The sequence below is a fragment of the Chryseobacterium sp. MP_3.2 genome (assembly GCF_035984805.1).
Taxonomy (GTDB): Bacteria; Bacteroidota; Bacteroidia; order Flavobacteriales; family Weeksellaceae; genus Kaistella.
In genome coordinates this window covers 91,321-118,121 of the sequence record NZ_JAXCHW010000004.1, presented here as the reverse complement: position 1 = coordinate 118,121, position 26,801 = coordinate 91,321, and the positions used below count along the sequence as shown (strand labels likewise).

Genomic DNA, 26,801 nt, shown 5'->3' with positions numbered 1-26,801 from the left:
CCGCCTTCCGTTCCCTCCTGATTTTAATTCGGGATCCGCTTAAGAAGGACTGCAAGAATTACTCTAAAATTAAATAAATATGAAAATTTCTCCTATCATTTCCGCAGAAGAATTGCAAGATTTAAATAACGAAAACCTTGTCATCATTGACGCTGGAAGTGGTGATGCTGCTTTTGAAAATTATCAAAAAGAACATTTGGAGAATGCTTTGTATGTTGATTTAAATAAAGACTTGGCAGACATTCCAGAAAACGCAAAAAATGGCGGAAGACATCCGCTACCGAGTTTAGAAAAATTCGCGGCTCTTTTGCAACGTTTGGGAATTGCGGAAAATTCTCATGTCATTGTTTATGATGATAAAAATGCCGCCAATGCTGCTGCAAGATTTTGGTGGATGCTACGATCAGCAGGAATTGAAAATGTTCAGGTTTTAGACGGTGGTTTTCAGAGTGCAAAAGCAAAAGGTTTATCCCTCGAACTTAAAATTTCCGATGCGAAAAAGTTAGAAAAACTTAGTTTAAAAGAATGGAAACTACCCTTGGTCGATATTAATTTCATTGCAGAACATGCTGGAAATCCTGATTTTGTGGTCATTGATGTAAGAGAAAAAGACCGATATGAGGGAAAATCAGAGCCGATAGATGAAATTGCAGGACATGTTCCGGGCGCAATCAACATTCCCTTTAAAGAAAATCTGAATGAAGATGGTACTTTTAAAGACCCAAAAATCCTTCATCAAAAATATGCTGAAGTTTTAAAAAATATACCCTCAGAAAAAATTGCCATTCATTGTGGATCTGGTGTTACGGCGTGTCATACTCTATTGGCGTTGGATTACGCTGGATTTAAAATCCCAAATCTGTACATCGGTTCGTGGAGTGAATGGTCCAGAAATGAAAAAAAGATAGCAACAACCCATTAACTAAAATTGAAACTTAAAAAAGTTTCGAAATATATTGAAATGAAAAAACCAGCATACGTCACTAAATCAGCCTTAAAAACCTTTGTCACCAATGCATTAGCGGAAGATATTCAAGATGGAGATCATTCTACCCTTTCTACCATTCCAAAAAATTTACAGCAAAAAGCCAAACTTTTGGTGAAAGAAGACTGCATTTTGGCCGGAGTTGAAATGGCAGAATATATTTTTAAAACTTTTGATAAAAATTTAAAGGTAGAAATTCTTCTCAATGATGGCGATTCTGCAAAAGTTGGAGATATTGCTTTTTACGTTACCGGTAGCGCAAGATCAATTCTTTCCACAGAAAGATTGGTTTTAAATTGCATGCAGAGAATGAGCGGAATAGCCACTTTAACACATGATTGGGATTCCCGTTTACTGGGAACTAAAACAAAGATCCTAGATACCAGAAAGACCACGCCAAATTTCAGAATCTGCGAAAAATGGGCGGTTGCAATTGGAGGTGGAACCAACCACAGATATGGTCTTTATGATATGATTATGTTAAAAGACAATCATATTGACTACAATGGAAGCATTACGAATGCAGTAGGAATGGCGAAAGCGTACAATAAAAAATTGAAGAAACCTTTAAAAATAGAGGTGGAAACCAGAAATTTAGAAGAAGTTGAAGAAGCTTTAGAAGCGTGTGTAGATCGAATTATGCTGGATAATATGGATACACAAACCATGAAAAGAGCGGTGAAATTGGTAAATGGAAAATGTGAGACCGAAGCTTCTGGTGGAATTACGAGAGAAATGCTAAAAGATATTGCAAAAACAGGGGTGGATTATATATCTGCAGGCGCACTTACCCACTCTGCTGCGAACATCGATTTGAGTTTAAAAGCAATAAAATAAATTATGGAATGTATAATTTAATATGCAAAAAGTAAATTATTACGCAATGTCACTGTGAGAATGTAATGATACATTAAGTGTCCTAAATGATTTACCTTCAACTTAATATGTCGAATTTTAAGAAAACTTTAAAAATTAACATTTAATTAATAATAGTTCCATTTTTTTTGAATATTTTTGCAAAAATTTAACACTAGAAGTAATCAAAAATCAACAAAAATGAATTTTAATCCCTTAAAGAAAACAGTTCTTATTGCGGCTTTGGCATTTGCAGGCTACGGCACTGTTCATGCACAGGTTACTACAAGCAACATGTCTGGTACGGTAACTACTACTGATGGTACGAAAAAATCTGGTGCAACAATCGTTGCAACTCACTTACCTTCTGGAACTATTTACTCTGCCACAGCAAACTCTGCAGGAGCCTTTAACTTAGCGAATATGCGAGTTGGTGGACCTTACCGAGTAGTAATTACCTCTGGAAGTGATCAACCACTTATCTATGATGATGTTTATTTAGAATTGGGACAACCTTTTGTGTTAAATCCAGTTGTAGGTGAAAAAACTGCTAACATTGCAGAAGTTGTAATTACTGCAGCTAATGGGAGAAATGTTAACAAAACAGGAGCTGCAACGAATGTAGGTCAAAAATTAATTCAAGAACTTCCACAATCTAGTAGAAGTATAACTGAATTTACAAGATTAACACCACAAGCGAACGGAAATTCCTTCGCAGGTAGAGATGCAAGATATAATAACTTGCAGATTGATGGTGCTAACTTTAATAACGGTTTTGGTTTAAGTGGAAATCCAATTCCAGGAGGAAGCTCTCAGCCAATTTCCCTAGATGCGATTCAAGAAATCTCTGTAAATATTGCACCTTTTGACGTTACCCAATCTGGTTTTACTGGTGCAGGGATTAACGCCATTACTAAATCTGGTACTAATAAATTCCACGGTTCCCTATACGGTTACTACAATGGTAAAGAATTAAACGGATGGAAAATTAACGGTGAAGAAATTGAGAGAGTCTCTGGAGCTAAAGTTACCAATGGTTTCACAATCGGTGGGCCAATTCTTCAAAATAAATTATTCTTCTTTGTAAGTGCAGAAAGAGAAACTGCTACTGGAGCAAATGCTTCTGGTGCAAATCTTTGGAAAGCTTCTCAAAATGGAATTGCAGATCCCGCAAATAATATCTCAAGAGTTAGAGAATCTGATCTAATCGCTGTTCAAAATCACTTGAGAAACAGATGGGGTTACGATCCAGGTCGATATCAAGGTTACGCAAATGAAGCGGAACAACAAGGTGATAAATTCTTAGCTCGTTTAGACTGGAACATTAATGATAAGCATAAATTTGCGGTGAGATATAACATCTTACAAGGAAATTCTCAGCAAGTTGCTAACGGTAGCTCTGGTCCACAACCACGTTCTGCTTGGAACCGTGTAAGTGATAGAGCAATGACTTTTGAAAATGGAAACTATGCTTTTGAAAATAAAGTACAGTCCTTAACAGCTGAATTAAACTCAACTTTCAATTCTGCTATTTCTAACAAATTATTATTCACGTATTCCAAAATACAGGATACTAGAACTACACCATCAGACACTCTTTTCCCTTTTGTTGATATCTGGGATGGATCTGCTAGTGGTGGAAATTACATCAGTTTCGGTACAGAATTATTCTCTTACCTTAATGATGTTATTAATGATAACTTCTCTATCACCAATAACTTAACGTATACTACTGGTAAAAATAACTTTACAGCAGGTGTTGCGTATGAAGTACAAAAATTTGGTAATTCCTTCACGCGTATGGGGACTGGATATTACAGATATGCTTCTGTAGCGGATTTCTTGAAAACAGGAACATCTGCTGAGGTTGCACCAATTATGTTTGGTCTTACTTATCCTTATGCTAACCAAGACACTTATTCTAGAGTAAACTTTGGTTTAGCTTCTGCTTATTTGCAAGATAGAATTACCTTAACCAATAACTTTAACGTAACAATTGGTTTAAGAGCAGAATTACCTACTTACTTAAATGATCTTACGGCTAATCCTGCTATTGATGCATTAACTTTGTTAGATAAAAATGGTAATCCAAAAAATTATACTTCTGGTGAATGGCCAAAATCTAAAGTAATGCTTTCTCCACGTTTAGGATTTAACTATGACGTCTTAGGAGACAGAAGTTTAACCCTACGTGGTGGAACTGGAGTATTTACAGGACGTGTTCCTTTTGTATGGTTAACAAACATGCCAACAAATGCAGGGGTATTACAAAATACAGTTGAACCAGGTTCTTACGCTCAAGTGGCACCTTGGATCGGAAATATTAGATTCCAACCGCAAGACATTTACTATTATGTAAATAATGTTCCAGCAGGAGCTGAAAACGTTTTCATTAACAGCCCAAAAGCAGGTCCACCATCTTCTTTTGCATTAGTTGATCAAGATTTTAAAATGCCATCTGTATGGAGATCTAGTTTTGGTGCAGACTACAAAGTTCCGAACTCTGTATTCACTTTAACTACTGATATTCTTTATACCAAAGATGTAAACGCAATCTTCCAATATGGTGTAAATAGAAAAGCAGCAACGCAGAAAATGACTTATGCAGACCGTGATTATTATCCAACTGCAGCATCTTACCAATACAACAATGCGATTGGAGCAAACAATGCAACTGTTTTAACAAATACTGATATTAAAGGAACAGCGTTCTCTGCAACTTTCGGAACTACCATGAGAACATGGAAAGGTCTATCTGGATCTGCGTTCTACACGTATTCTGAAGCAAAAGAGATTTCTGCAAATGCTGGATCTAGTGCAAGTTCAGCTTGGGGAGGTTCACCAACAATCAACTCTCCGAATGAGCAAAATCTGAACATCTCTAACTTTGCTACGCCACACAGAGTTGTAGCGAATGTAACCTATACTTTAGCAAACACTACTTTAGGTGTTTATTATTCAGGTTCTAACCAAGGAAGATTCTCTTACTACTATTCTAATGACGTAAATGGTGATGGAATCGCGAATGATTTAATGTATATTCCAACGGTAGCAGAAGGTGTAAAATTCGTAGACATCAGACAGGGAACTAATACTTTGTTTACTGCACAACAGCAGCAAGCAGCATTTGACCAATTTGTTTCTGAAAACGGATTAGAAAAATACAGAGGTCAAATTGTTCCACGTAATGAGTTCTTATTGCCATGGTTAAACCGTGTAGATGTAAGATTAACGCAGAACTTATTTACGGATATGGTTCAGAAAGGAGACAAAGTTCAGATTACATTAGATGTATTGAACTTCGGAAACATGCTAAACTCAGAATGGGGAATCCAGGATAATAACGTAAGTTCGAACGGAGCAGCTATTTTAGGAAGATCAGGTAGTGTTTCTCCAGATCCAAGCTTCACAATGCTTCGAGATGGTGCAAATCTAATTTCTAGTCCAACCAGACCAGCAAGTTCAAGATTTACTACATGGAGTGCTATGTTAGGATTTAAATATGCTTTCTAGTATTTCTCTTTAATATTAAAACTGCCCTACAATTAATTTTGTAGGGCAGTTTTTTTGTCAAATATGCAGAAAAGGAAAGGCCTGCAACACAGGTTACATCAGGATTTTTTTTATCTTTGCCATTAATAAAAATTACTATGGATACATTTAACATTATCACCGAGGCACACAAAGGATTTGCTTACTTAATTCTGCTTGCGGGCATCATTTTCGTCATTGCATTAATTGCTACCATGTTCGGTTTCTCCGGGAAAATATCAAAATTATTAAGAGTTTCTACATTGGTAACCATGATTTTATTTCATGTTCAATTATTAGTAGGTGTTGCCATGCTTATTTTCTCTCCAGGATTAAAAGGCGCTTTGGAAACAGGAACTTTAATGAGTAATGCAGCGGCAAGATTTTCTTATGTGGAGCATCCGGTATCCATGTTAATTGGCGTAGTATTGATGACCATCATTAATAAATACATGAAATCTCATGAAACTTTAGCTATGAAAATTGTAATCATGGGCGTTGTTGCATTTGCTTTGTTTGCCTATGCATTCCCTTGGACTAGAGTTTTTCCTTCACTTTTCGCATAAACTTTTTTAATCAAAGATATTCTGAATGAAAATTGCAGTAGTAGGAGCAACAGGAATGGTGGGTCAGGTCATGCTGAAAGTCTTGGAAGAAAGAAATTTTCCCGTGACTGAATTGATACCTGTGGCTTCCGCAAATTCCGTTGGCAAAAAAATCATATTTAAAGGCGAAGAAATCGCAATTGTTTCCATGGAAACGGCCATTTCTAAAGAGCCACAAATCGCTTTGTTTTCTGCAGGTGGTGATATTTCTTTGGAATTTGCGCCTCAATTTGCAGCTGTGGGAACTACCGTTATTGATAACTCTTCTGCCTTTCGCATGAAATCGGAGCATCAATTGGTGGTGCCAGAAATCAATGCTTCTTTATTGACAAAAGAAGATAAGATTATTGCCAATCCAAACTGTTCTACCATTCAGTTGGTGATGGTGTTAAATCCGCTTCATCAAAAATATAAATTAAAACGAGCCATCGTTTCTACGTATCAATCCGTAACGGGAACGGGCAAAAATGCGGTAGATCAACTCAATGCAGAAATTGCCGGAGATCAATCTGTGGCAAAGGTTTATCCTTATGAAATCTTCAAAAACGCTCTGCCGCAGTGTGATGTTTTTTCTGAGGATGATTACACCAAAGAAGAAATAAAACTCATGACGGAACCCAAGAAAATTTTGGGAGATGATTCTTTCAGCATTACCGCAACTGCAGTACGTGTTCCCGTACAAGGTGGACATTCTGAAAGCGTGAACCTGGAATTTGAAAATGATTTTGACTTGGATGAAGTTCGAAAACTTTTAGCAGAAACTCCGGGCATTACCGTGAAAGATAATGTGCAGAATAGTGAATATCCCATGCCACTTTATGCAGAAGGTAAAGATGATGTCTTTGTTGGCAGAATAAGACGGGATCGTTCCCAACCGAACACCATGAATATGTGGATTGTAGCAGATAATCTCCGAAAAGGTGCCGCTACAAACGCGGTTCAGATCGCAGAATATCTCTATAAAAATAATTTAGTTTAAAAGTAATGCTCACAAAAAGTGAGCATTTTTTTATCCTTAGACCTTTCAAACATTTTTACGCTCCTAAGTAAAACTCAATGACTGACCAACCTTCTTCTTCACAAAATAATTTCACCTTTCAGAGATGGGTTGCCGTTATTGGTATCATTCTTTTTGTAGCCAAATTAATTGCCTGGAATCTAACCAATTCAGATGCAGTTTTCTCGGATGCTATGGAAAGTATCGTGAATATTATCGCAGCCTTTATGGGACTTTATTCTCTTTATCTTGCGGCTAAACCACGAGATCGGGAACATCCTTATGGCCACGGAAAAGTAGAATTTGTAACCTCTGGAATAGAAGGAGCCCTTATTATTTTTGCGGGAGTAATCATCATTGCACAATCTGTAAACTCTCTCCTCCAAGGCAATATCCCGAAACAATTAGATTGGGGAATGATCATCATCGCCATCACGGCGGCAATTAATTATTTGTTAGGTTATATTTCTTATCAAAAAGGGATCAAGGAAAATTCTTTGGTTTTACAAAGTTCCGGGAAACATTTGCAAAGTGATACCTTAACTACTCTTGGAGTTGTAATCAGTTTAATTCTGGTCTATTTTACAAATTTATACTGGATTGATGCGGCAGTTGCGCTTCTTTTCGGTGGATATATTATGATCGTAGGGTATAAAATTATCCGAAAAGCGCTGAGCGGAATTATGGATGAAGCAGACATTGGAATGCTCTCCAAATTAGCCTGTTTTTTAAATGAAAACCGAAAACCTGTTTGGATTGATTTGCACAAAATGCGGATTCAGCAACATGGCAGCGGACTTCATATTGACGCACATTTGACTTTGCCATGGTATTTAGAACTTCGGGAAGCACACCGGGAAATGGAGGAAATGTATAAGTTAATTGGGAGCAATACTGATCGCGTCATTGAGTTTAATTTCCATCTGGATGACTGCAAAACAACTTCCTGCGAAATCTGCGAAATATTTGATTGCCCCGTTCGAGAAATGGCTTTCGTAAAGAGAGTGGAATGGAATGATAAAAACATTGCGCAGGTTCCTAAACATACTTCAAAATCTTAAATCTTCGGAACAATCTGCAGATGCTTTCGGTAATAAAAAAGCGGAATAATTAAGAGTAAAATGAGAGGTTGAATTACAAATCTCCTCATATAAAAAGAGAATAAATAACCGATCTCAAATTCGGTGTAAATGCTGTAAAGGTAAAGACTGAAGGTAAGGACGAAAACAAGAAGCATCAGAACGATCGCCTGAACAGTCCATCTTTTATTTTTGAAAATAAAATAAACCACCAGAGCAGAAAACATCAGATTCAAGAGAAAACGAAAGAGATAATTCAAAATTAATTTTCCCCAAATAAAGTCCGGAAACGGTGCGTTTTTATTGGCCTCATGAAAATAATTGAGAAATGGATCGTAAAAGAGTTGATCTTCCAGCATTCTCACGCTGATCAATCCGAATATTCCCAATGCAACTATAAACCAGTTAAGAATTTTCATCAGCCATCGTTTCTATTGCAAAATATTTGATCCAAATTAACCAAAGAACCACCACAGTTCCATAAATGATTGCAGGGAAAAGATAATCATGCCCAATTTTTGAATATTGCGGAAATTCTACGAGTAAAATATTAAGTCCCGCAATTCGTAACACATTCATAATATGCAGTACTACAATTCCTACCGCAGCAAAAACAAAAGTTTTGCCTTCTTTAAAAAATGCTAAGATAAATGCCAGAAATAGAATCATGACTGAAATAACATTGCAACCTTCCACCATGCGAGAAACATACTGCTCACTTACGTAAAACCATGTTGTTTCTTCCACCGGCTTACCTGGAACCAATACAGTGGGATAACCCAAAGCTTCTTGTACAAAAACGGTTTGTTCTGCGACCCAAGTTGAGATAGGATCTAACCCAGAATTGGCATATCCGTTAAGATAAAGTTGATAGCCCAAAACCATCACCACATAAAAGATGATGAACCGCAAAAGCACTTTAAGAACAGGTTTGAAATCGCTAAACATTGCGGTAAAGATACCAATTTCCAAAATTCTATTTTCCCTATATTTGCGAAAGAATAGTTATGGAAGACGCACAACATTTTTTCGAGGAATACATAGGTGAAAAAGCCGAAAATTTTAAAATTTTAGCCCAAAGTGGATCTGCCCGAATTAATTTTGTAGGAGAAAGTTCTACTCAAAAATACATCATCACTTCCAATGAGAATCTTGCGGAAAACGAAAGTTTCTTCTATTTTTCTCAAATTTTTTCTGATCTAAAATTAAATTCCCCCGAAATCTTTGCCATTTCCAATGACAGAAAAATCTATGCTCAAGAATTTTTGGGCGGGAATACTTTATCAGATCTAATTGAAAAAGAAGGTTTGTCTGACGATGTGAAATTTTTAGTTCAAGCTACCCTTGAAAAATTATTTGCCCTTCAGCATCAAACAATAAATCAAATCGACTATTCAAAAACTTTTGAATATGAAAAATATGATGATTTACCCATCACCAATGACTTGTTTTATTTTAAAAGTTTCATCATCGATGTTTTAGAAATTTCCTATCAAAAATCAATTTTGCTGAAAGAGTTTAAGATCATAACTTCCCTCCTCGAAAATCTCCAACCGCAAGGTTTAATGATTCGCGATTTTCAGGCAAGAAATATTATGGTGAATGATGATAACGAAGTACATTTCATCGATTATCAATCTGCCATGAAAGGACCTTTGATGTATGATGTAGTTTCTTTTCTTTTTCAGGCGAAAGCTAATTTTCCCGCAGAATTCCGAGCAGAAATGCTAACTTATTATTATTCGCTTTGGGAAAAGGAAGCTGATCAAATCAGTTTAAAAGAATCATTAGAGCCGCTTCAGTTGATTCGCTTTCTGCAGGTTTTAGGGGCGTATGGATTCCGTGGATTAATTCAGCGTAAGAGGCACTTCTTGGCAAGTTTGGAAAAAGGAATAGAAAATTTAGTGCAACTTTCAGAAACTTGGGATAAAATGAGTGACTTTCCGGAAATGACGAAATTAATCGGCGAGTTGCAGACCGTGGAAACGAAAGAGAAGATTGAAAAATTGCTTAAATAATTAACCATTAAGAAATTAAGATAAATGAAGTAATTATGGCTGTTACAAAAAAATTAGTAACTCAACTTTCCTATGATATTACGGGCTATGCCATAAAAGTCCATAAAAATCTCGGCCCTGGGTTATTAGAGAGTATATATGAAAAATGCTTAAAATTTGAACTGGAAAGAAATGGTTTTTCAGTGAAGCAACAAGTAGTCGCAGACATAGTGTATGACGGACTTTTAATTGAAACAACATTAAGATTGGATTTACTCGTTAATGATTTGGTGATTGTAGAATTAAAAACGGTGGAAGATTTAAAACCGGTTCATCAGGCTCAGTTATTAACCTATATGAAATTGCTGCAAAGACCTCAGGGACTGCTCATAAACTTTTTCACTGATAATATCACAAAATCGATGAAACCATTTGTGAATGAATATTTCACAGCTCTACCAGATTAATCTTAATCAATCTTAATACCTTAATGTTTAAAAATAGTTATAGAAAATGAGTTTAAAAATAGAAATACATAGTTTTTCCTACAAAAAAGGTGGCATACCGAAAGACAATTCGGGAAATGGAGGTGGCTTTGCCTTTGATTGCCGGGGAATCTTAAATCCAGGAAGACTAGAAGAATTTAAAATTCAAACTGGTTGCGACATCGGTGTTCAGGAGTTTTTGAAGGAGAATACAGAAATGCCGAAATTTTTGGAAGCCGTGAAAAATTTGGTTTCCATTAACATTGAAAATTATTTAGGTCGAGGTTTTGAGCATCTTCAAATTAATTTCGGCTGTACTGGTGGACAGCACCGCTCCGTTTATTCTGCGGAAAAAATTGCAGAATATGTAAAAAACAAATATCCTGAAGCAGAGGTTACTATCAACCATGATGAACAACCACAACTCAACCACCATTCCTAAATAATTAGACTTTAAAGTAAAGCACATCTATTTTTAAATAAAACAGGTTGCTTATATCCTCGGTCATCACAAATTATTCTACAAAATGAAAGCACTCATCTTCGCCGCGGGTAAAGGAACTCGACTAAAACCTTTCACAGAGCATCATCCAAAAGCGTTGGTGCAAGTAAATGAAATTCCTTTGTTGGAGCGCAATATTAAGTACCTTCAAAGTTTTGGCATCAATGAATTCGTGATTAATGTGCATCATTTCGGGGAGCAAATCGTAGAATTTTTAAGGAAGAATGATAATTTCGGTACGAAAGTAGAAATCTCTGATGAAAAAAATGAGTTGCTAGAAACGGGCGGCGGATTGGTTTTTGCGCGAAAATTTTTGGACTTCGAGGAGGATTTTCTTATTTTGAATGCAGATATCCTCACCGATTTAAATCTGAATGAATTCATAAAGTTTCATAAAGAAAAGAAAGATTTTGCTACATTAGCAGTATCAGATCGCGTGAGTTCTCGCAAATTACTTTTCAATGAGGAAATGGTTCTGAGAGGATGGCTTAATGTGCAAACGGGAGAACAGCGATTGGCAGAATTCAACAAAGGATTTAAACCTTTGGCTTTCAGTGGAATCCACTGCATCAATCCCAAAATATTTGATAAAATTAAAAGGACGGGTAAATTTTCTATTATGGAAGAATACTTGGATTTGATGCACACCGAGGCTATTCAAGGTTTTCTGCATGATGCAAGATTTATTGATGTAGGAAGGCCAGAATCTGTGTTAGAAGCAGAACAATATTTTAAATAAGAAAAAAACATGTCAAAGATAAATAGAGGAAAAGGGACGACTAAAGTTGCGGCGGGTGATGAATTTGAAATTGACCAGAAAGTCCAGCGTTCCTTTACAGAAAAAACCTGGGATGAAACCATTACTAAAGACAGCTGGATGGTCTTTAAAATCATGGCAGAATTTGTAGATGGATATGAAAAATTGGCGAAAATTGGACCATGTGTTTCTATCTTCGGATCGGCTAGATTAAGCCCAGGAAGTGAATATTACGATTTGGCCACAGAAATTGCACAAAAAATAACGGACATTGGTTTTGGAGTTATTACTGGCGGTGGACCGGGAATTATGGAAGCGGGAAATAAGGGCGCAAAAAATGGGGGTGGTAAATCCATCGGTTTAAATATCGACCTTCCCTTCGAGCAGCATTTTAATCCTTACATTGATAAAGGTTACAGTTTAGACTTCGATTATTTTTTCGTGAGAAAAGTAATGTTCACAAAATATTCTCAAGGTTTTATTGTGATGCCGGGTGGATTTGGTACATTGGATGAATTGACAGAAGCCCTAACCTTAATCCAAACCAATAAAATTGGAAAATTCCCCATCGTTTTGGTAGGAAGCAAATTTTGGAGTGGTTTAATAGATTGGTTTAAAAACACTCTTGTGGAGAACGGAATGATTGCCGAAGAAGATTTAAAACTCTACAGAATAGTAGATACAGCAGATGATGCAGTGGCGCATATCAAAGCATTTTATGACAAGTATACGGTGAACGTAAACTTCTGATTGGCACCATATTTGAGCCTAATCTAATACAAAAAAATACAATGAAAAAGTTTTTACAGTTCACGGGAATTTTAAGCTTGCTGTTTGTGATGAGCTTCACAGCGGCAGATTTCTATTCCTCGATGACGAAAGTAGATTTTATGGAGGGGAGCAAAACTTTAAAGTTTACCACTAAAATGAATACGGCTCACATTTCAGATGCCATTAAAATCAATCCCAATACAGCAAGTTTCGAGGCAGAAGTGAAAAAATATGTGAATAACAATTTTGATCTTTACATCAACGGCGGTGCGAAAAATCTTACTTTCACGGGTAGCCAAGTAAACGGAGAATCAGTTTGGGTTTATTTTGAGGCAAATGGTGTTACAGAAATTAACTCTATTAAAATTAAGAATACAATTTTACTCAGCACTTTTCCGAAACAGTTCAATTTGGTGAATGTTGCTTACAAAGGAAGTCAAAAAACCATGAATTTTCAGAGAGGAAAAGAAATTAATGAAGTAAGTTTTTAAAAAATTTACTTTAGATAAATAAAGAAGACTGCAGAATTTGCGGTCTTTTTTGTACTGAGATTCTTGCAAAATTCCATAGCGTGCCGCATCTTATATGGGTTTAAACATGAAAGGTTAATGGTTGACAGCGTTATTTACTACTCGCGCTCGAAGGAATACTACGCTCATTAGATTTCTAAACAAACATTCACTGATTTACCGCTAGCTAAAAAAAAGGACTGCAATACCTGCAGTCCTTTTTTTATGATATAATAGAAATCTTTTATTTAGATCCTTTCACGGCAACATTATCCAGTTCCCATGCGGTGGAACTTCCAACTACAGAGGTATACTTAAAGGCGATCACAACTTCTTTGTTGTTATAAGCATTCAAGGTCACTCTACCAGAACTTACAAAGCCTGCATAGTTGTTTAAATCCGTGTCTAAGGCAGCATTTAACTTCACCCAAGTTGTAGTAGTAGGATCTCCAGAATAGTTTTCTGTGATATATACTTCTAATGGATTACCTGTGAATCTACCGTCGGTTTCAAAAGAAAGGAAAGAATCTGCCATTCCCGTTAAAGCAATCTTTGGAGAAATAAGCCAGTCTTCATTTTCTAATCGGTTACCATCCATAAATGCACTTGGTCTAGGATTACCAAAATTGGTTGTTCCCCAGATCTGAGCACCTTTAACGCTTTTTGTAGTCCATTTTGCCAAGGTTTCAAATCCATCGGAGAAAATGCTGGTATAAACCGCTGGAATAGTTCCATCACATCTTGGATTATCAAAATCAGCATCTCTTTGGAAAGGAATCCATAATTGATAAACACCATTAAAGATGCTTACAATTGCATTTACGTCGCCTTTTCCGCCATCAACTTCTTTTCCCGCGAAATCTGCAAAACCACTTGTTCTTAAAAATACTTTATCATTGGAACAATCTTGCAATGTTAAATTGGTGGTAGAAGTTCCTACAGCGTAGGTTTTAAAAAGATCTGTGTCAATAAACTGTACTCCTTTAATTTTCACATATCGTCCTACATCTGCAGCGGTTAGCTGTGCAATCGTTCTTTCTGTTGGTATAACCGCCGTTTTTGGATTAGTACTGCCTACAAAGAATTTGTAAATGTCTAACTCATTAATTTGTCCAGCATTGCCATTAAATGGCTGACCAATTTGAAGCTCGCCGTTCACATTACCAATGTAAAGATCTTTTAGTTTAACGATCAATTCTTTGCCGACTCTAAATCTGGCATCTTGGTAAAGATTTAATTTATTGATGTTGATTCTAATTCCACCTGTAGCATCTTCTAGATAGAGGTATTTGTAAAGATTACCTGTTTCATCATTTGCAGTGATTTGTCCTTTGAGAATAAAATCCCCTTTAAATTGAGTTAAAGAACCGCTGAATAATTGCTTCACTTCTGCTACCGTTTTATTGGTTCCACTGTTTGGATCAAATATACAAGGATCAGAAGTAATTCCATCTTTTCTTGGGAAGTTCACCATGTCTTTTAAATCTTCTATCCTATTGATATACATTTGATAAGATGCGTTAAACTTACTGTAAATCCCAATGAATTTTCCTTTACCTGCAGGTAGGGTTTGGTTTGCAAAAGTAGCATATCCACTATTTCTCACAACTCTGGTAGTGAGGGAAGCGGTAGGGTCATTTATTTGACGGTCAACAGAAAAACCTCGTGGGGCAAAAGCTCCACATAAATTTTTTCTGTCAAATTCTGCATCATTCACTTGGATTAAAGCTCCTAACAATGCGTCATTTGCAGTAACCATTTCCGCCAGTGTAATAACTCTTGGAATAATATTTTCCCGGATGGTACAAGATCTGAACAACTTATTCGGAACGTCCTTTTCTGGGATTCTCGCAACTCCATTGGTGCTGGTAACGGTGCTGTTTTTCACTCCTAATTGTACCAAACCTCCATAAACTCCCAAAGCTAAATCTGCAAGTTTTACATAAATTTTAGATCCTTGTGGATATTTGGTGTACGTACTTACTGCATCTACACTGATCGTAAATCCTTGAGTTGGATTGGCTGCTTTATCTTGAATGTATATGGTCTTATAAATATTTCCAGACTCATCGGTAGAGGAAACATATCCTTCCATAACAGCGGTAGAAGTACTTGGGAATACATATGTAGTACCTTTATAAAGTGCTTTCACCTCAGCAATGGATACTGTAGCTACTAAATCCTGACACTGGAAATTATCCAGCGTAGGATCATCATATTGGTCATCGTGCACACAGCCTGTAGTAGCAAGCGCGGCAAACGCGACTAATAGAAATTTGAAAAATGAATTATATTTTTTCATGGGATGTATTGTTAAAAATTAAAACCTTAAATAAACATTGGCGAAAAAGGTAGTTCCTCTATCGTACCATAATTTAGGGGAAAAGTAAGGCGTTTCTCTATTCGCATCAGCAAGTGCTTCTGGGAAATTGACCGCTCTACCTTGTTCAAATCCACCTGTTACATACTCTCTATTGTTCAAAATGTTATTAACACTTAAACTCACTCCCAATCTATAGTCACCAAAACGGAAAGATTTACCCGCATTTGCATTCAGCATAAACTGATCGTCAAATTTTCTCTGCGCGGTTAATCTTGCAATGGTTTCGGGTGTTGCACCTGGATAATTATCTCCTGTAATTGGATTTATGTACAAGTTAGTGCTTTTATTAAGTGCTGAGAAATCTAAGTATTGATCTTGCAAATAATTTGCAGAAGCTCCTAACCACCAATATTTTGGAGAATTGTATCGCAATCCTGCAGAATATGCTTTCTGAGGAGTTCCAGCTACTTTATAATTTTTAATAGAAGCTGTTCCTCTTTTTTCATAACCGAAATCATCACTAAAACTAGCAACATTCGGGTTGTTTGTGTATTCATAATCACCGTAACTCGCCACTGCTGTTGCACTAAGCGCTGGAGTAATTTTCACTTCCACCCCTAATTCTAAACCTTTGTACGTTTTATCTACTCCGGTTAAAACTTCGGCAATAAGGGCGTCACCATTATTACTACCTGTTGGAGTAGATCCTGGAGTAGAATCTGTTAAATCTGCGTAATATCTAGAGATTTCTGTTGCGTTACTAATGTTTGTTAAGTAAGCGCTTAATCTAATTTTTAAAACCTGACCTCTTAAGATATAACTAAGGTCATTGGAATTAATGATTTGATTATCAACTTCTGGCGTGATTCTGTTGGTAACCCTTGGACTGATGAAAATTTCATTTAAAGTTGGGGCTAAACTGAAGAATGCTCCATTGTAAACGATGAAGTTTTTTCCATTAATTTTATAAGTCAATTTCCCTTTTAAACCTGCATCCAAAGATGTGAACAATTCACCTTTACCTTTGCTGTCTGCATAAGCATGATGTCTAAATTTACCATCTCTTTGTGATTCAGCATAAGAAGTAAATACAGAACCTACAACATTCCATTTTGCAAAATCTACTTCCGTAGAAGCATTAAAGCTGTACTGATTTTTCGCTAAATCATAAGAATATTGAGTACGATCTCCTTCTCTAACCGCAGTATCTGGATTATCTAAATCATAAGGCTGATCATTACCAAAAGCATTCAAGTTATTCGCAAAGGAAGCTCCTAATAAATCTTTCACTTCTCTGAAGTTATCTGATTTTAGATTTTGGTAGTTGAAATTTAAGTTTAATTTCCAGTTACTCTGCAATTTGGTATCAAAATGCGATGCAAAGTTGATGGTCTGATCTTTATTAACGTCTTCTACAACGGTATAAATAGCGCCACGTTCGGAACCATCCATATTAAATCGGTTAATGTAATTGGCTTGGTAAAGAGATTCCCAATCAATCTGAGACTGTGCGCGAAACTCTTCTACCGAATTTAAACCATAGCTCGGTAATTTTCTGTAATACGTAGGATTTGGATCTGCGGCATGAAACCAATCTAATCTTCCTCTACCGTCTCTACCAGTTTGGTAAGAAATGGTATTATTCCAGTTGCTGCTTTTTCCTAATTTTAAATAATCCGTTATCATGAACATTGGTTCAAAAACTTTTCGGATTCTGGAATTTCTTTTTTCCCCATCTTGCCAACCCCAATAAGAGTTGTAATCTTTGCCCATAATGTCATAAACTTCTTGGGTATTAGGCGCATTACTCGCTCTGTAAGTTGGTGAACCAAATGCAGTTAAGTTAATAGCGTGTCTGCTGCTAAATTGCTTTTCTATAGCACCAAAGTAGCCATAAGCATCAGAGTAAGTTCCTTCTATCGTTCCTTCATCTGCCCATCTTCTACTGGCAGAAAATGTAAATGCCCAGCCGTTTTTGGACAAACCACTAGAATAAGTAGCCATCGCACGGTGCAGATAACTTCTGTTCGTAAATGAATATGCTAAAGAGGTCTGTTTTCTGTAGCTGGAGGCTCTGGTGTTATAATAAACTACTCCCCCTAAATTTCCGAAAGAATATTCTGAAGGCGTAATATTATCTGCGGATTCGTATGGATATCTGGTTACATCATTAAGACCACCCCAGTTTCCGAAGTCAATTCTTCCATCATCATTTTTAGACATTGATACTCCATTGAAAAGTACGTCTTCAAAGCGATTTTCTATTCCTCTCGGGCGAAACCAATACGCTCCTAATTCAAAAGCGGAAACATTTTGGAAAACGTCTCTCCCTGCACTGAGCAATCCTACGGTAGGTTGCATAGAACCACCTTCATCAGAATCATTCATGGCATCATCAATGAGCATTACACCTGCATTAACGGTTAGTGGTTGTGTAAGCTTAACAACTCCTAAATCTTTCCTTTTTTCTTCTGCTGTTACATCAAACTCAATTATCTTAGATTCTAATGTTTCCTTAGAAACGGTAATTAAATAATGACCAGGTTGTAAATCAACAAACTGGAAGTATCCGATTTTGTCTGCTTTTACTTTCTCGGTAGACTGTCCCAGATCAATCTCCGCATTCTCAATTGGATTTCCAGCCTGATCTTTCACATAAGCATAAACCGTAGTTTGCGCAAAGTAAAAAGATGCAGGGAGCAAGGTAAACAATGAGAGTAAGGATAATTTTTTTATCATAACTAATTATTTTTAGGTCCCTAACAGTTAAGGGAAGCCAAATTTAAGGTTAATTTTTGTTAAGTTAAAGATTTTTAACACTCCTATGCGAAATGTCATTCATTTGTTCATAATCTCTGTTAACTTTCTGTCAATTTATTAATCAAAGAAGATATCTGTCACCTTTTAGCATTCCTTTAAATGAGCTTTAGAAATTAATTGTACTTTTACCCTTTCAATTTTAGTATTCAACCTATGAAAAAACATTTTATTCTTTTCGCCCTATTTGCTTTCGGGATTATTTTTTCTCAACAAACTCGGGTACAACGCGCTACCGTAGCATTTATGAATGTGGAAAATCTATGGGACACAGTTCCTTCTGCAGATTATATTGATGGTACAAAAGACGTTCACAATCCAGCTTTTCACCGTAGTGTACCTTTGGATTCCTTACGATATTTAGAAGTAACAGAAGAATATAAAGGCGAATGGAGTAATGATTTACTGATGGGCAAAAAAGTGATTCGCCCCCAAATTCTTGCTGATGATTTCACAGAAAACAGTTCCAAAAACTGGACTCCGGCGAAGTACAAAGAAAAAATGGGAAACCTCGCAAAAGTAATCTCAGAGTTAGGCAGACAATATACCAATGACAATCCGGTAATTGTAGGTCTTATTGAGATAGAAAACAGACAGGTTATTGTTGATTTATTAAAAGAACCTTTGCTAGCGAAAAGCAATTACGGCATTGTTCATTATAATTCTTATGATGCGCGTGGGATAGACATTGCCATCATTTACCAGAAAGCCAGATTTAAAGTAACCGATACGTATACCAAAGAAATTAAAATTTTTGGAGATGAAGGTAAAAGATCTTACACCAGAGATGTATTGGTTGCAAGAGGCGTTTTGGATGGAGAAAAAGTTGCATTTTTTATGAATCACTGGCCGTCAAGAAGTGGAGGTGAAGCTAGATCTTTACCCAGAAGAATCGCAGCAGCTACCGTTTTAAAAAGTGAAATGGATAGAATACTTGCAGAAGACCCATCCACAAAAATGTTTGCAATGGGAGATTTTAATGATGATCCTGTAAGTCCAAGTTTAAAGAAATACTTAGGCGCCGTAGGGGAACCTTCGCAACTATCAGATAAAACTCCTTATTATAATCTAATGACCAAGCTTTATAAAGCGGGAGTTGCGTCATTAGCATATCGAGATGCTCCAAATCTTTTTGATCAGATCATTGTTTCTAAGAATTTATATTCCCCGGAAAAATTAAGTAAAACCTACAGCGTTTATCGCACAGAAGTATATGCACCTTCTTATTTAATTAACAACCAAGGACAGTGGAAGGGTTATCCGCTCCGCTCTTGGGACGGAGACAATTATACAAGTGGTTATAGTGACCACTTCCCTGCCTTTACCGTAATTCAAAAAGAATACTTAGGAAAATAGATAATACTTGCGATCAATAAAAACCGGAATAATTTATTTCGGTTTTATTTTTGCCTAATTTTAAATCAAATTTTTGATATGAAAAAGTTATTGGCCGTGATAATAGTTTCTCTTGTTATTATTAGCTGTGTGCCTCAGAATAATACTGCAACAAACCAAGGAAAATCTGAAATTAAACCGGAAAAAAATGCAGAAGATGAATGGGAATTGACGGTTATAGATTCTCAGTTTGATTATTTCGTAAATGCGGTTGCAAAACCAAAAAGCATGTATAGCGAATCTTATTTAAAATCCAAAAATTCCTTTCTGGTAACAGAGTGGAACGGATTATATATTTCTGGCCGCCATAGAAATGTGATAGAATCCTCCATTGATTATGACCGGCAAGAAAATTATGGGTTTGATTTCGAATATAAATTATACCAAGTCTTTGCTTTTGTTCAATGGAAATATGGATTACGACTTCAGGGATTAAGCCAATCAGATGTGCGATAAACAAAAAAAAAGGTTCAGAAATTCTGAACCTTCACTTCTAACGAATAGAAATTTACTTATTAAATTTTTCTTCTACTTTATCCCAGTTAATTACATCAAAGAAAGAAGTAACATAATCTGGTCTTCTGTTTTGATAATTCAGGTAATAAGCATGTTCCCAAACATCTAATCCTAAAACTGGATTTCCTTCGCAATCCGCAACGGGCATTAATGGGTTATCTTGGTTTGGCGTAGAACAAACAGCTACTGAGCCGTCACTTTTCTTACACAACCAAGCCCAACCTGAACCGAATCTTGTTTTTGCCGCTTCTGTAAAGTCCGTTTTAAATTTGTCAAAGCCGCCATAGTTTTCTAAAGCTGCTTTTACATTTCCAACAGGTTCTTTGCTTCCGCCTGGTGTTAAAATTTCCCAGAAAAGGGAATGGTTAAAGTGACCACCACCATTATTTCTCACTGCAGCTTTGTCTGTACCTGTTTTGCATATTTCTTCAATTGATTTTCCTTCTAAATCCGTTCCTTCAACTGCTTTATTTAAATTGTCAACATATCCTTGATGATGTTTTCCGTGGTGAATCTCCATTGTTTTCGCATCAATAGTTGGCTCTAAAGCATCGAAAGCATATCCTAATTCTGGTAGTGTGAACATAATAATATTTTTTTGTTAATACCCAAATTTACTCATTAATCGACCCAATTCCAAAGATCACGCGTTACTTTAATAAATCTTTAACATTGATGAGAAGAAAAAATCGCTTGCTTTATTACTAAATTACTGGAATAAATCAGGTTTAATTATTCTGAATTTTAAAATTTCACGATAAAAAAAACCGCTCTTTCAAGCGGTTTTCATAAATTTCATTAAGAAAGTTATCTATTCATAGACATTAAAAACTCTTCATTATTCCGAGTTCCTTTGATGTTTTTATTCACCCATTCCATGGCTTCTACCGGATTCATATCTGCTAAATATTTACGTAAAATCCACATTCTCTGTTGTGTTATATCATCCATTAACAAATCATCTCTTCTGGTACTTGATGATACCAAATCAATGGCTGGATAAATTCTTTTGTTTGCAATTTTTCGATCTAATTGAAGTTCCATATTTCCAGTTCCTTTAAATTCCTCGAAAATAACTTCGTCCATTTTAGATCCTGTATCAATCAATGCGGTTGCAATAATCGTCAAAGATCCACCGCCTTCAATATTTCTAGCCGCCCCAAAAAATCTTTTCGGTTTATGCAATGCATTGGCATCCACACCCCCTGATAAAATCTTACCGGAAGCTGGCGTTACCGTATTGTAAGCTCTTGCCAAACGCGTAATAGAGTCTAATAAAATAACCACATCATGGCCACATTCTACCATTCTTTGCGCTTTGGATAAAACCAAATTTGCCACTTTCACGTGTTTATCCGCAGGTTCATCAAAGGTAGATGCAATTACTTCTGCATTTACACTTCTTTCCATATCCGTAACCTCTTCTGGTCTTTCGTCAATCAGTAAAATCATCATGTAGGCTTCTGGATGATTGGCAGAAATTGAATTCGCAATATCCTTTAACAACATGGTTTTACCCGTTTTTGGCTGTGCTACAATCATGGCGCGCTGTCCTTTACCAATTGGTGTAAATAAATCAACAATTCGCGTAGAAAGTGTAGCATGTTCACCCGTCAAATTAAATTTTTCTTCTGGAAACAAAGGCGTCAGAAACTCAAATGCAACACGGTCTTTAATAAATTCTAAATCTCTACCATTCACTTCTGTTGGCTTCAACAAAGAAAAATATTTCTCTCCTTCTTTCGGCAAACGCACAATTCCTCTTACGGTATCTCCCGTTTTTAAAGCATAATTCCGAATCTGATTGGTAGAAACATAAACGTCATCTGGGGAAGAGATGTAAGAAAAATCTGAGGATCTTAAAAATCCATAGTTATCCGGCAAGATTTCTAACACCCCTTCAATCGTTACTAAACCATCAAAGTTGAACTCTTTTTTTGCAGGCTCATCTTGCGGATCAGCATTCTGATTATTCTTGTTCTGGTTAGGATTTCTATTTTGGTTAGGATTTTTATGCTGAGGTCTTTGCTGATTCGGGTTGTTATTCTGGTTCGGATTAGCGTTCTGATTGGGATTACTATTTTGGTTTTGGTTTTGGTTTCCACCAGTATTTTGGTTTCCGTTTGATCTCAGATTTTGATTTGGGTTCGGATTCCCAATTTGCCTTTCCGGCGTATTTTGTCTTTCCGCTGTATTTTGACTTTGCTTTAGAGGCTTTGGAGCCTGCTCAGTTGTAGCAGTTTCAGTCTCCATCTCGGAGCTCGATGCTTGTTGAGCATCTGAAGCAACTGTATTATCTTGCTCATTGGTCCGCTGTCTTCGTTTCTTTTGTTGGTCTGCAGCAGAAGTTTTAGATTGTTCTTCTTTAGGTGAACTATCTTCTTTTACTAATGTTTCAGAATTCGCCTCCTCTACCATTGCCGCTGCATTATCAGTTTCCGCATTATTTTCCGGCGCAACTTCTACCGCTTTCTCTACTTTTTTTCTTGGCGCTGCTTTTTTTGCTGCAGGCTTCTTTACTGCAGGTGCAGGAGTTAATGGAGGAGTTACTGGAGTTTCCGTGGTGTTGTAATAGTCTTTCGCGACTTTACTGTTTGATGCCTGGAAATCTAGAATTGCAAAAATTTTGTCGTTATCTGTGCTCGTTTTAGCAAGTTTAACGCCTAAATCCTTCGTGATTTTGGCCAACTCGGAATCCGATTTAGACCTTAATGTTTCAATATTGAACATAAATTGTTATGTGAAAAAGTGATTTATAAGTAACTGTAAGTAAGAAAGTTAAGTCAGGCGACTTTTCTTATATTAGATCGTTTGTACTGCAAATCTACACTAATTTTCGAATAATGCAAAAAATTATGCCTATTTTTGCCCTACAACTCTATTAAAATGTTGCAAAGAATACAGACTGTTTGGATATTTTTGTCGATCATCGGCACTATATTTTTGTTCATCACTGGACAAGATTATTCGCTTTTCGGACCGGTTCCTTTTATATCTATAGTTTGCGTAATTCTCGTTTTTTTAGGGTTCATAAGTATTTTAAGTTTCAAAGACCGCAAAAGACAATCGCTGCTGAATAAAATCAGCATCTTTATAAACGCTTTGTTGCTCGGTTTATTGGCGTATTGGTTACTCACTTTATCTGGAGGAATTAATTTTCCTGAGAAAGGTATTGAGCCCCTCTTTCCTTTATTATCTATAGTCTCATTGATTATTGCTAATGTTTACATCGCGAAAGATGAGCGGCTCGTAAAATCTGTAGACAGACTCCGCTAAACGTACAACGATTTTTTTTGAGTGAGACAGTTCCATTAATTTGGAGCTGTTTTTTTTATGTACTTCTAATTTAATATTTATCTTTAATAAAAAAATTCATGAAAAAAATCCCTTTGGTATTAACCATTTTCTGTTCTCTTTCTATTTTTAGTCAAGATATTTCTCTCTCAAAAGTTACCCAGGTTTTATCAACACTTGCCTCGGATGAAATGAATGGTAGAGAAATTGGAACGCCCGAAAATGATTCTGCCGCTGTCTATATTGCCAAACAATTCAAAGAAAACAATCTGGATTTCTGTGTGGGAGAATCTTACTTGGTTCCCTTTCAATACAAAGGAAAAGTGGCGTACAACGTTTGTGGCATACAAAAAGGAAAGTCTGAAAAAACATTAGCATTCACCGCCCATTTTGATCATATCACTTCTACTAAAATCAAAGGTGATCACATTTACAACGGCGCGGATGATAATGCAAGTGGCGTGACAACTGTAGTGGGTTTAGGAGAATACTTTAAAGCAAAAAATTCAGAATTTTCACTGCTGTATATTGCCTTTAATGGAGAAGAAAAAGGCATGAAAGGTTCAAAAGCCATCGCAGATTTACAAAATCTACAATCCAAATACCAAAAAATCACAGCGCTTTTTAATTTTGAAATGATGGCAACTGTTTCTCAATTTGGACCCAACGCTGTGTATATGACAGGTGATGAGTTTTCGGATGTAGATGAAATATTTAACGCGAAGGCTGTAAATAATTTGAAAATAAATGCTGATCCGTATTTAGGCCAAGGACTATTTTACCGCTCAGATAATGTAAGTTTTGTAAAGAAAAACATCATCGCGCACTCCATTTCCACCGTAGACATGACTACAGCTGAACATTACCACCAGCCAAACGATGATATCACGGTGGTAAATTTTAAAAATCTTACGCAAATCATCAATAATTTTGGGAAAACCATTGAGAAACTAACTCCCGAAAATTTCAGTCCGAAATATACGGATCAAGTAAATCTGAAGTAAAAAACCACAAATCTAATTTCCGTATTTTTGCGCCCTAATTCCCTTACATGAAACCATTCCAAAGAATTCTATTCTTCGCAAAACCTCATCAGAAATATCTTTTTGCGAGTATGTTTTGCAATATCATGTACTCTCTACTTAATATATTTTCCGTAGCCACAATGCTGCCGATTTTAGGATTGATGTTTGGAACGGTAGAAAAAGTAGACACCACCAATCCACCGGTAAACTCCGGAAGACTGGTCGATTTTTTTGGTTATGCGAAAGACTGGGCATATTACAGCATTCAGACAGAAATTGATCAGCACGGCGCCGTGAGAGTCTTGGCGATTCTATGTTCCATCACAGCTTTTGCTTTTTTACTGCGGAATTTATTTCGCTATTTAGGCGCCTATCTTTTGGTGAATTACAGAGTAGGAATCACGAAAGATTTAAGAACTGCGATGTATGATAAATTTTTGAAATTGCCGGTTTCTTTCTTTACAGAAAAAAGAAAAGGGGATATGATGTCTCGTATTTCTAATGACATTGGCGGTGTAGAAGGGGGAATTATGGGAAGTTTAGTAGATATCATCAACTCTCCTTTTATGATTATCACTTCATTAATCACGCTGTTTATTCTTTCGCCACAATTAACTTTATTTTCATTGCTCGTTTTTCCTGTGATGGGCTGGTTAATTTCTTGGGTAGGAAAAAGCTTAAAAAGGCAAGCCACTGCGGCACAAGAAGAATTGGGCAATCTATTTTCCTTAGTTGATGAAACCTTGAAATCCTCTAAAGTCATCAAGATTTTTAACGCGGACAAAATTCTTAAAAACAGATTCAATACCACCACAGACAATTGGCAAAAATATGCCATCGGGATGAGTAGAAGACGGGAATTGGCGTCACCAATGAGTGAGTTTTTAGGGTCTGTAACCATTTTAATCATCACTTGGTTTGCAGGCGTTCAGATATTAACTGAACAAACCATGGAGCCAGAGACGTTCTTGGTGTTTATTGCCATGTTTTTCCAGATTTTGGATCCAGCAAAAAAATTATCCAACGCTATTTCTAATATTCAGGGCGGAATGGCGAGTTTAGATCGGGTTTCCGAAGTTTTAGATTATGATTTGAAGATTGATGAAATTGCAAATCCAGTTCCGATTTCCACTTTAAAAAACCAGATAGAGTTCAAAAATATTGGATTTTTCTATGACAAAGACAATGTGATTTTGAAAAGTTTTAACCTTATTATTCCAAAGGGAAAAACCGTGGCTTTAGTGGGACAATCTGGCTCTGGCAAAACAACGATAGCCAACTTACTAACGCGTTTTTATGATGTTTCCGAAGGAGAAATTTTAGTTGATCGAGAAAACATTAAGAATTTAAAAGTCACTGATTACCGAAATCTCCTAGGAATGGTAACACAGGAATCCGTATTATTTAATGATTCTGTTTTCAATAACATTTTAATGGGGAAACCCGAAGCGACTGAGAACGAGGTAATGGAAGCCGCAAAAATCGCCAATGCACATCAATTTATTGATCAACTGCCAGAAAAATATTACACCAATATCGGGGATGACGGAAATAAATTGTCGGGTGGACAAAAACAAAGAGTTTCCATCGCAAGAGCCGTTCTAAAAAATCCGCCGATCATGATTTTGGACGAAGCCACTTCAGCACTTGATACGGAAAGTGAAAGATTTGTGCAGGATGCTTTAGAAAAAATGATGGAAAACCGAACTTCATTGGTTATTGCACATCGACTTTCAACCATTCAAAAAGCCGATTGGATTGTCGTGATGGAAAGGGGGATTATTGTGGAACAGGGGACTCACCAGGAATTATTTGATAAAAAAGGAATGTACCGAAGATTGGTTGAATTACAGAATTTCGGGTAATTGAAGATTAAAAATTTATGAAGAAAATTATATTAATAGTATTTGTCTTGTGTACAGCGTTAGCTTTTGCTCAAGAAAATCAGCCTAAAATTTTTGATGTTACTAAAATATCAAATTATTCCTATCTAAAAACGAAAATCGATTTGTCCGATATCCCGCTACTTATTGATACACTTCCCGAATTTCCCGGCGGAATAAATGCTTTTAGAACAAAAGTTACTCAAAAAATTAATCTATTTAATTTTAATTCTCAAGGTAACCGGAGATTATCGACTATGATTTACTTTACGATTGAAAAAGATGGTAAAATGACCAATGTTATCGGAGTTGGACATATTAAATATTCTGAAGCCGTCGAGAAAGGTATTCGGAAAATAAAAGATATTTGGGAACCCGCGAAAGTGAATGGTGAACCTGTACGTTATCTTTTTACGTTACCGTTATCAATTGTATTTAATTAAAACGATTGACTTGTAAGAGGTCAACTTTCCTT

Annotated in this window: 24 protein-coding genes; 18 read left to right on the top strand and 6 right to left on the bottom strand. The window is 36.3% G+C overall.

The window, feature by feature from the left end; all coding sequences use genetic code 11:
• Positions 1–79: 79 nt before the first annotated feature.
• The 6 genes from RCH13_RS07405 to RCH13_RS07380 all read left to right on the top strand — a co-directional run bounded on the left by RCH13_RS07405 (position 80) and on the right by RCH13_RS07380 (position 8,034).
• Positions 80–922, top strand: coding sequence for a sulfurtransferase (locus RCH13_RS07405; RefSeq protein WP_326986601.1), 843 nt, complete (start codon positions 80–82; stop codon positions 920–922).
• Positions 923–961: 39 nt separating this feature from the next.
• Positions 962–1,822 carry a carboxylating nicotinate-nucleotide diphosphorylase gene (gene nadC / locus RCH13_RS07400; protein ID WP_326986600.1) on the top strand — a complete coding sequence of 287 codons (861 nt, stop codon included), beginning with the start codon at positions 962–964 and terminating at the stop codon, positions 1,820–1,822.
• A gap of 219 nt (positions 1,823–2,041) precedes the next feature.
• Positions 2,042–5,353: a TonB-dependent receptor gene (locus RCH13_RS07395; protein WP_326986599.1), complete on the top strand. Its 3,312-nt coding sequence runs from the start codon at positions 2,042–2,044 to the stop codon at positions 5,351–5,353.
• Positions 5,354–5,490: 137 nt separating this feature from the next.
• Positions 5,491–5,937, top strand: coding sequence for a hypothetical protein (locus RCH13_RS07390; protein ID WP_326986598.1), 447 nt, complete (start codon positions 5,491–5,493; stop codon positions 5,935–5,937).
• A 25-nt stretch (positions 5,938–5,962) separates the two neighbouring features.
• Positions 5,963–6,955: an aspartate-semialdehyde dehydrogenase gene (locus RCH13_RS07385; RefSeq protein WP_326986597.1), complete on the top strand. Its 993-nt coding sequence runs from the start codon at positions 5,963–5,965 to the stop codon at positions 6,953–6,955.
• A 77-nt stretch (positions 6,956–7,032) separates the two neighbouring features.
• A complete protein-coding gene (locus RCH13_RS07380) occupies positions 7,033–8,034 on the top strand; it encodes a cation diffusion facilitator family transporter (protein WP_326986596.1) in 1,002 nt (333 codons plus the stop codon).
• Here the strand turns inward: RCH13_RS07380 and RCH13_RS07375 are convergent.
• Both RCH13_RS07375 and xrtF read right to left on the bottom strand, forming a co-directional pair.
• Positions 8,031–8,471, bottom strand: coding sequence for an exosortase F system-associated membrane protein (locus RCH13_RS07375; RefSeq protein WP_326986595.1), 441 nt, complete (start codon positions 8,469–8,471; stop codon positions 8,031–8,033). The two genes, RCH13_RS07380 and RCH13_RS07375, sit on opposite strands and share 4 nt — an antisense overlap.
• Entirely contained in the window at positions 8,458–9,024 is a 567-nt protein-coding gene (gene xrtF / locus RCH13_RS07370) for an exosortase family protein XrtF (RefSeq protein ID WP_326986594.1), read from the bottom strand. Before xrtF ends, RCH13_RS07375 begins: the two co-directional genes overlap by 14 nt.
• Positions 9,025–9,059: 35 nt before the next feature.
• Between xrtF and RCH13_RS07365 the strand changes: the two genes are divergently transcribed.
• The 6 genes from RCH13_RS07365 (at position 9,060) to RCH13_RS07340 (ending at position 13,055) form a co-directional block, all read left to right on the top strand.
• On the top strand, positions 9,060–10,070 hold the full coding sequence (locus RCH13_RS07365) for an aminoglycoside phosphotransferase family protein (protein ID WP_326986593.1): 1,011 nt from the start codon (positions 9,060–9,062) through the stop codon (positions 10,068–10,070).
• A gap of 35 nt (positions 10,071–10,105) precedes the next feature.
• Positions 10,106–10,516, top strand: a complete 411-nt coding sequence (locus RCH13_RS07360) for a GxxExxY protein (RefSeq protein WP_326986592.1) — start codon at positions 10,106–10,108, stop codon at positions 10,514–10,516.
• Positions 10,517–10,562: 46 nt separating this feature from the next.
• Positions 10,563–10,976: a RapZ C-terminal domain-containing protein gene (locus RCH13_RS07355; protein ID WP_326986591.1), complete on the top strand. Its 414-nt coding sequence runs from the start codon at positions 10,563–10,565 to the stop codon at positions 10,974–10,976.
• An 85-nt stretch (positions 10,977–11,061) separates the two neighbouring features.
• A complete protein-coding gene (locus RCH13_RS07350) occupies positions 11,062–11,775 on the top strand; it encodes a nucleotidyltransferase family protein (protein WP_326986590.1) in 714 nt (237 codons plus the stop codon).
• 9 nt (positions 11,776–11,784) lie between these two features.
• The gene (locus RCH13_RS07345; protein WP_326986589.1) at positions 11,785–12,543 is read left to right on the top strand and encodes a TIGR00730 family Rossman fold protein; all 759 of its coding nucleotides are present in this window, start codon (positions 11,785–11,787) and stop codon (positions 12,541–12,543) included.
• 41 nt (positions 12,544–12,584) lie between these two features.
• Positions 12,585–13,055, top strand: coding sequence for a DUF6702 family protein (locus RCH13_RS07340; protein ID WP_326986588.1), 471 nt, complete (start codon positions 12,585–12,587; stop codon positions 13,053–13,055).
• A gap of 262 nt (positions 13,056–13,317) precedes the next feature.
• On the opposite strand, the gene RCH13_RS07335 is transcribed toward RCH13_RS07340, so the two are convergent.
• Together RCH13_RS07335 and RCH13_RS07330 are read right to left on the bottom strand one after the other, a co-directional pair.
• The gene (locus tag RCH13_RS07335; RefSeq protein ID WP_326986587.1) at positions 13,318–15,375 is read right to left on the bottom strand and encodes a DUF5689 domain-containing protein; all 2,058 of its coding nucleotides are present in this window, start codon (positions 15,373–15,375) and stop codon (positions 13,318–13,320) included.
• 18 nt (positions 15,376–15,393) lie between these two features.
• Complete coding sequence (locus RCH13_RS07330) at positions 15,394–18,135, bottom strand: carboxypeptidase-like regulatory domain-containing protein (protein ID WP_326986586.1); 2,742 nt, start codon at positions 18,133–18,135, stop codon at positions 15,394–15,396.
• Between the two features lie 234 nt (positions 18,136–18,369).
• On the opposite strand from RCH13_RS07330, the gene RCH13_RS07325 reads away from it, so the two are divergent.
• Both RCH13_RS07325 and RCH13_RS07320 read left to right on the top strand, forming a co-directional pair.
• On the top strand, positions 18,370–19,569 hold the full coding sequence (locus RCH13_RS07325) for an endonuclease/exonuclease/phosphatase family protein (protein ID WP_326986585.1): 1,200 nt from the start codon (positions 18,370–18,372) through the stop codon (positions 19,567–19,569).
• A 78-nt stretch (positions 19,570–19,647) separates the two neighbouring features.
• Positions 19,648–20,064 carry a DUF6146 family protein gene (locus RCH13_RS07320; protein WP_326986584.1) on the top strand — a complete coding sequence of 139 codons (417 nt, stop codon included), beginning with the start codon at positions 19,648–19,650 and terminating at the stop codon, positions 20,062–20,064.
• 52 nt (positions 20,065–20,116) lie between these two features.
• On the opposite strand, the gene RCH13_RS07315 is transcribed toward RCH13_RS07320, so the two are convergent.
• Both RCH13_RS07315 and rho read right to left on the bottom strand, forming a co-directional pair.
• Positions 20,117–20,713 carry a superoxide dismutase gene (locus RCH13_RS07315; RefSeq protein WP_326986688.1) on the bottom strand — a complete coding sequence of 199 codons (597 nt, stop codon included), beginning with the start codon at positions 20,711–20,713 and terminating at the stop codon, positions 20,117–20,119.
• Between the two features lie 218 nt (positions 20,714–20,931).
• Entirely contained in the window at positions 20,932–22,854 is a 1,923-nt protein-coding gene (gene rho, locus RCH13_RS07310; RefSeq protein WP_326986583.1) for a transcription termination factor Rho, read from the bottom strand.
• A gap of 156 nt (positions 22,855–23,010) precedes the next feature.
• Between rho and RCH13_RS07305 the strand changes: the two genes are divergently transcribed.
• The 4 genes from RCH13_RS07305 to RCH13_RS07290 all read left to right on the top strand — a co-directional run bounded on the left by RCH13_RS07305 (position 23,011) and on the right by RCH13_RS07290 (position 26,769).
• Positions 23,011–23,400 carry a DUF4293 family protein gene (locus tag RCH13_RS07305; RefSeq protein ID WP_326986582.1) on the top strand — a complete coding sequence of 130 codons (390 nt, stop codon included), beginning with the start codon at positions 23,011–23,013 and terminating at the stop codon, positions 23,398–23,400.
• Positions 23,401–23,498: 98 nt separating this feature from the next.
• Positions 23,499–24,422 carry a M28 family peptidase gene (locus tag RCH13_RS07300; protein ID WP_326986581.1) on the top strand — a complete coding sequence of 308 codons (924 nt, stop codon included), beginning with the start codon at positions 23,499–23,501 and terminating at the stop codon, positions 24,420–24,422.
• Positions 24,423–24,469: 47 nt separating this feature from the next.
• The gene (locus RCH13_RS07295) at positions 24,470–26,308 is read left to right on the top strand and encodes an ABC transporter ATP-binding protein (RefSeq protein WP_326986580.1); all 1,839 of its coding nucleotides are present in this window, start codon (positions 24,470–24,472) and stop codon (positions 26,306–26,308) included.
• 17 nt (positions 26,309–26,325) lie between these two features.
• A complete protein-coding gene (locus RCH13_RS07290) occupies positions 26,326–26,769 on the top strand; it encodes an energy transducer TonB (RefSeq protein WP_326986579.1) in 444 nt (147 codons plus the stop codon).
• Positions 26,770–26,801: the final 32 nt, after the last annotated feature.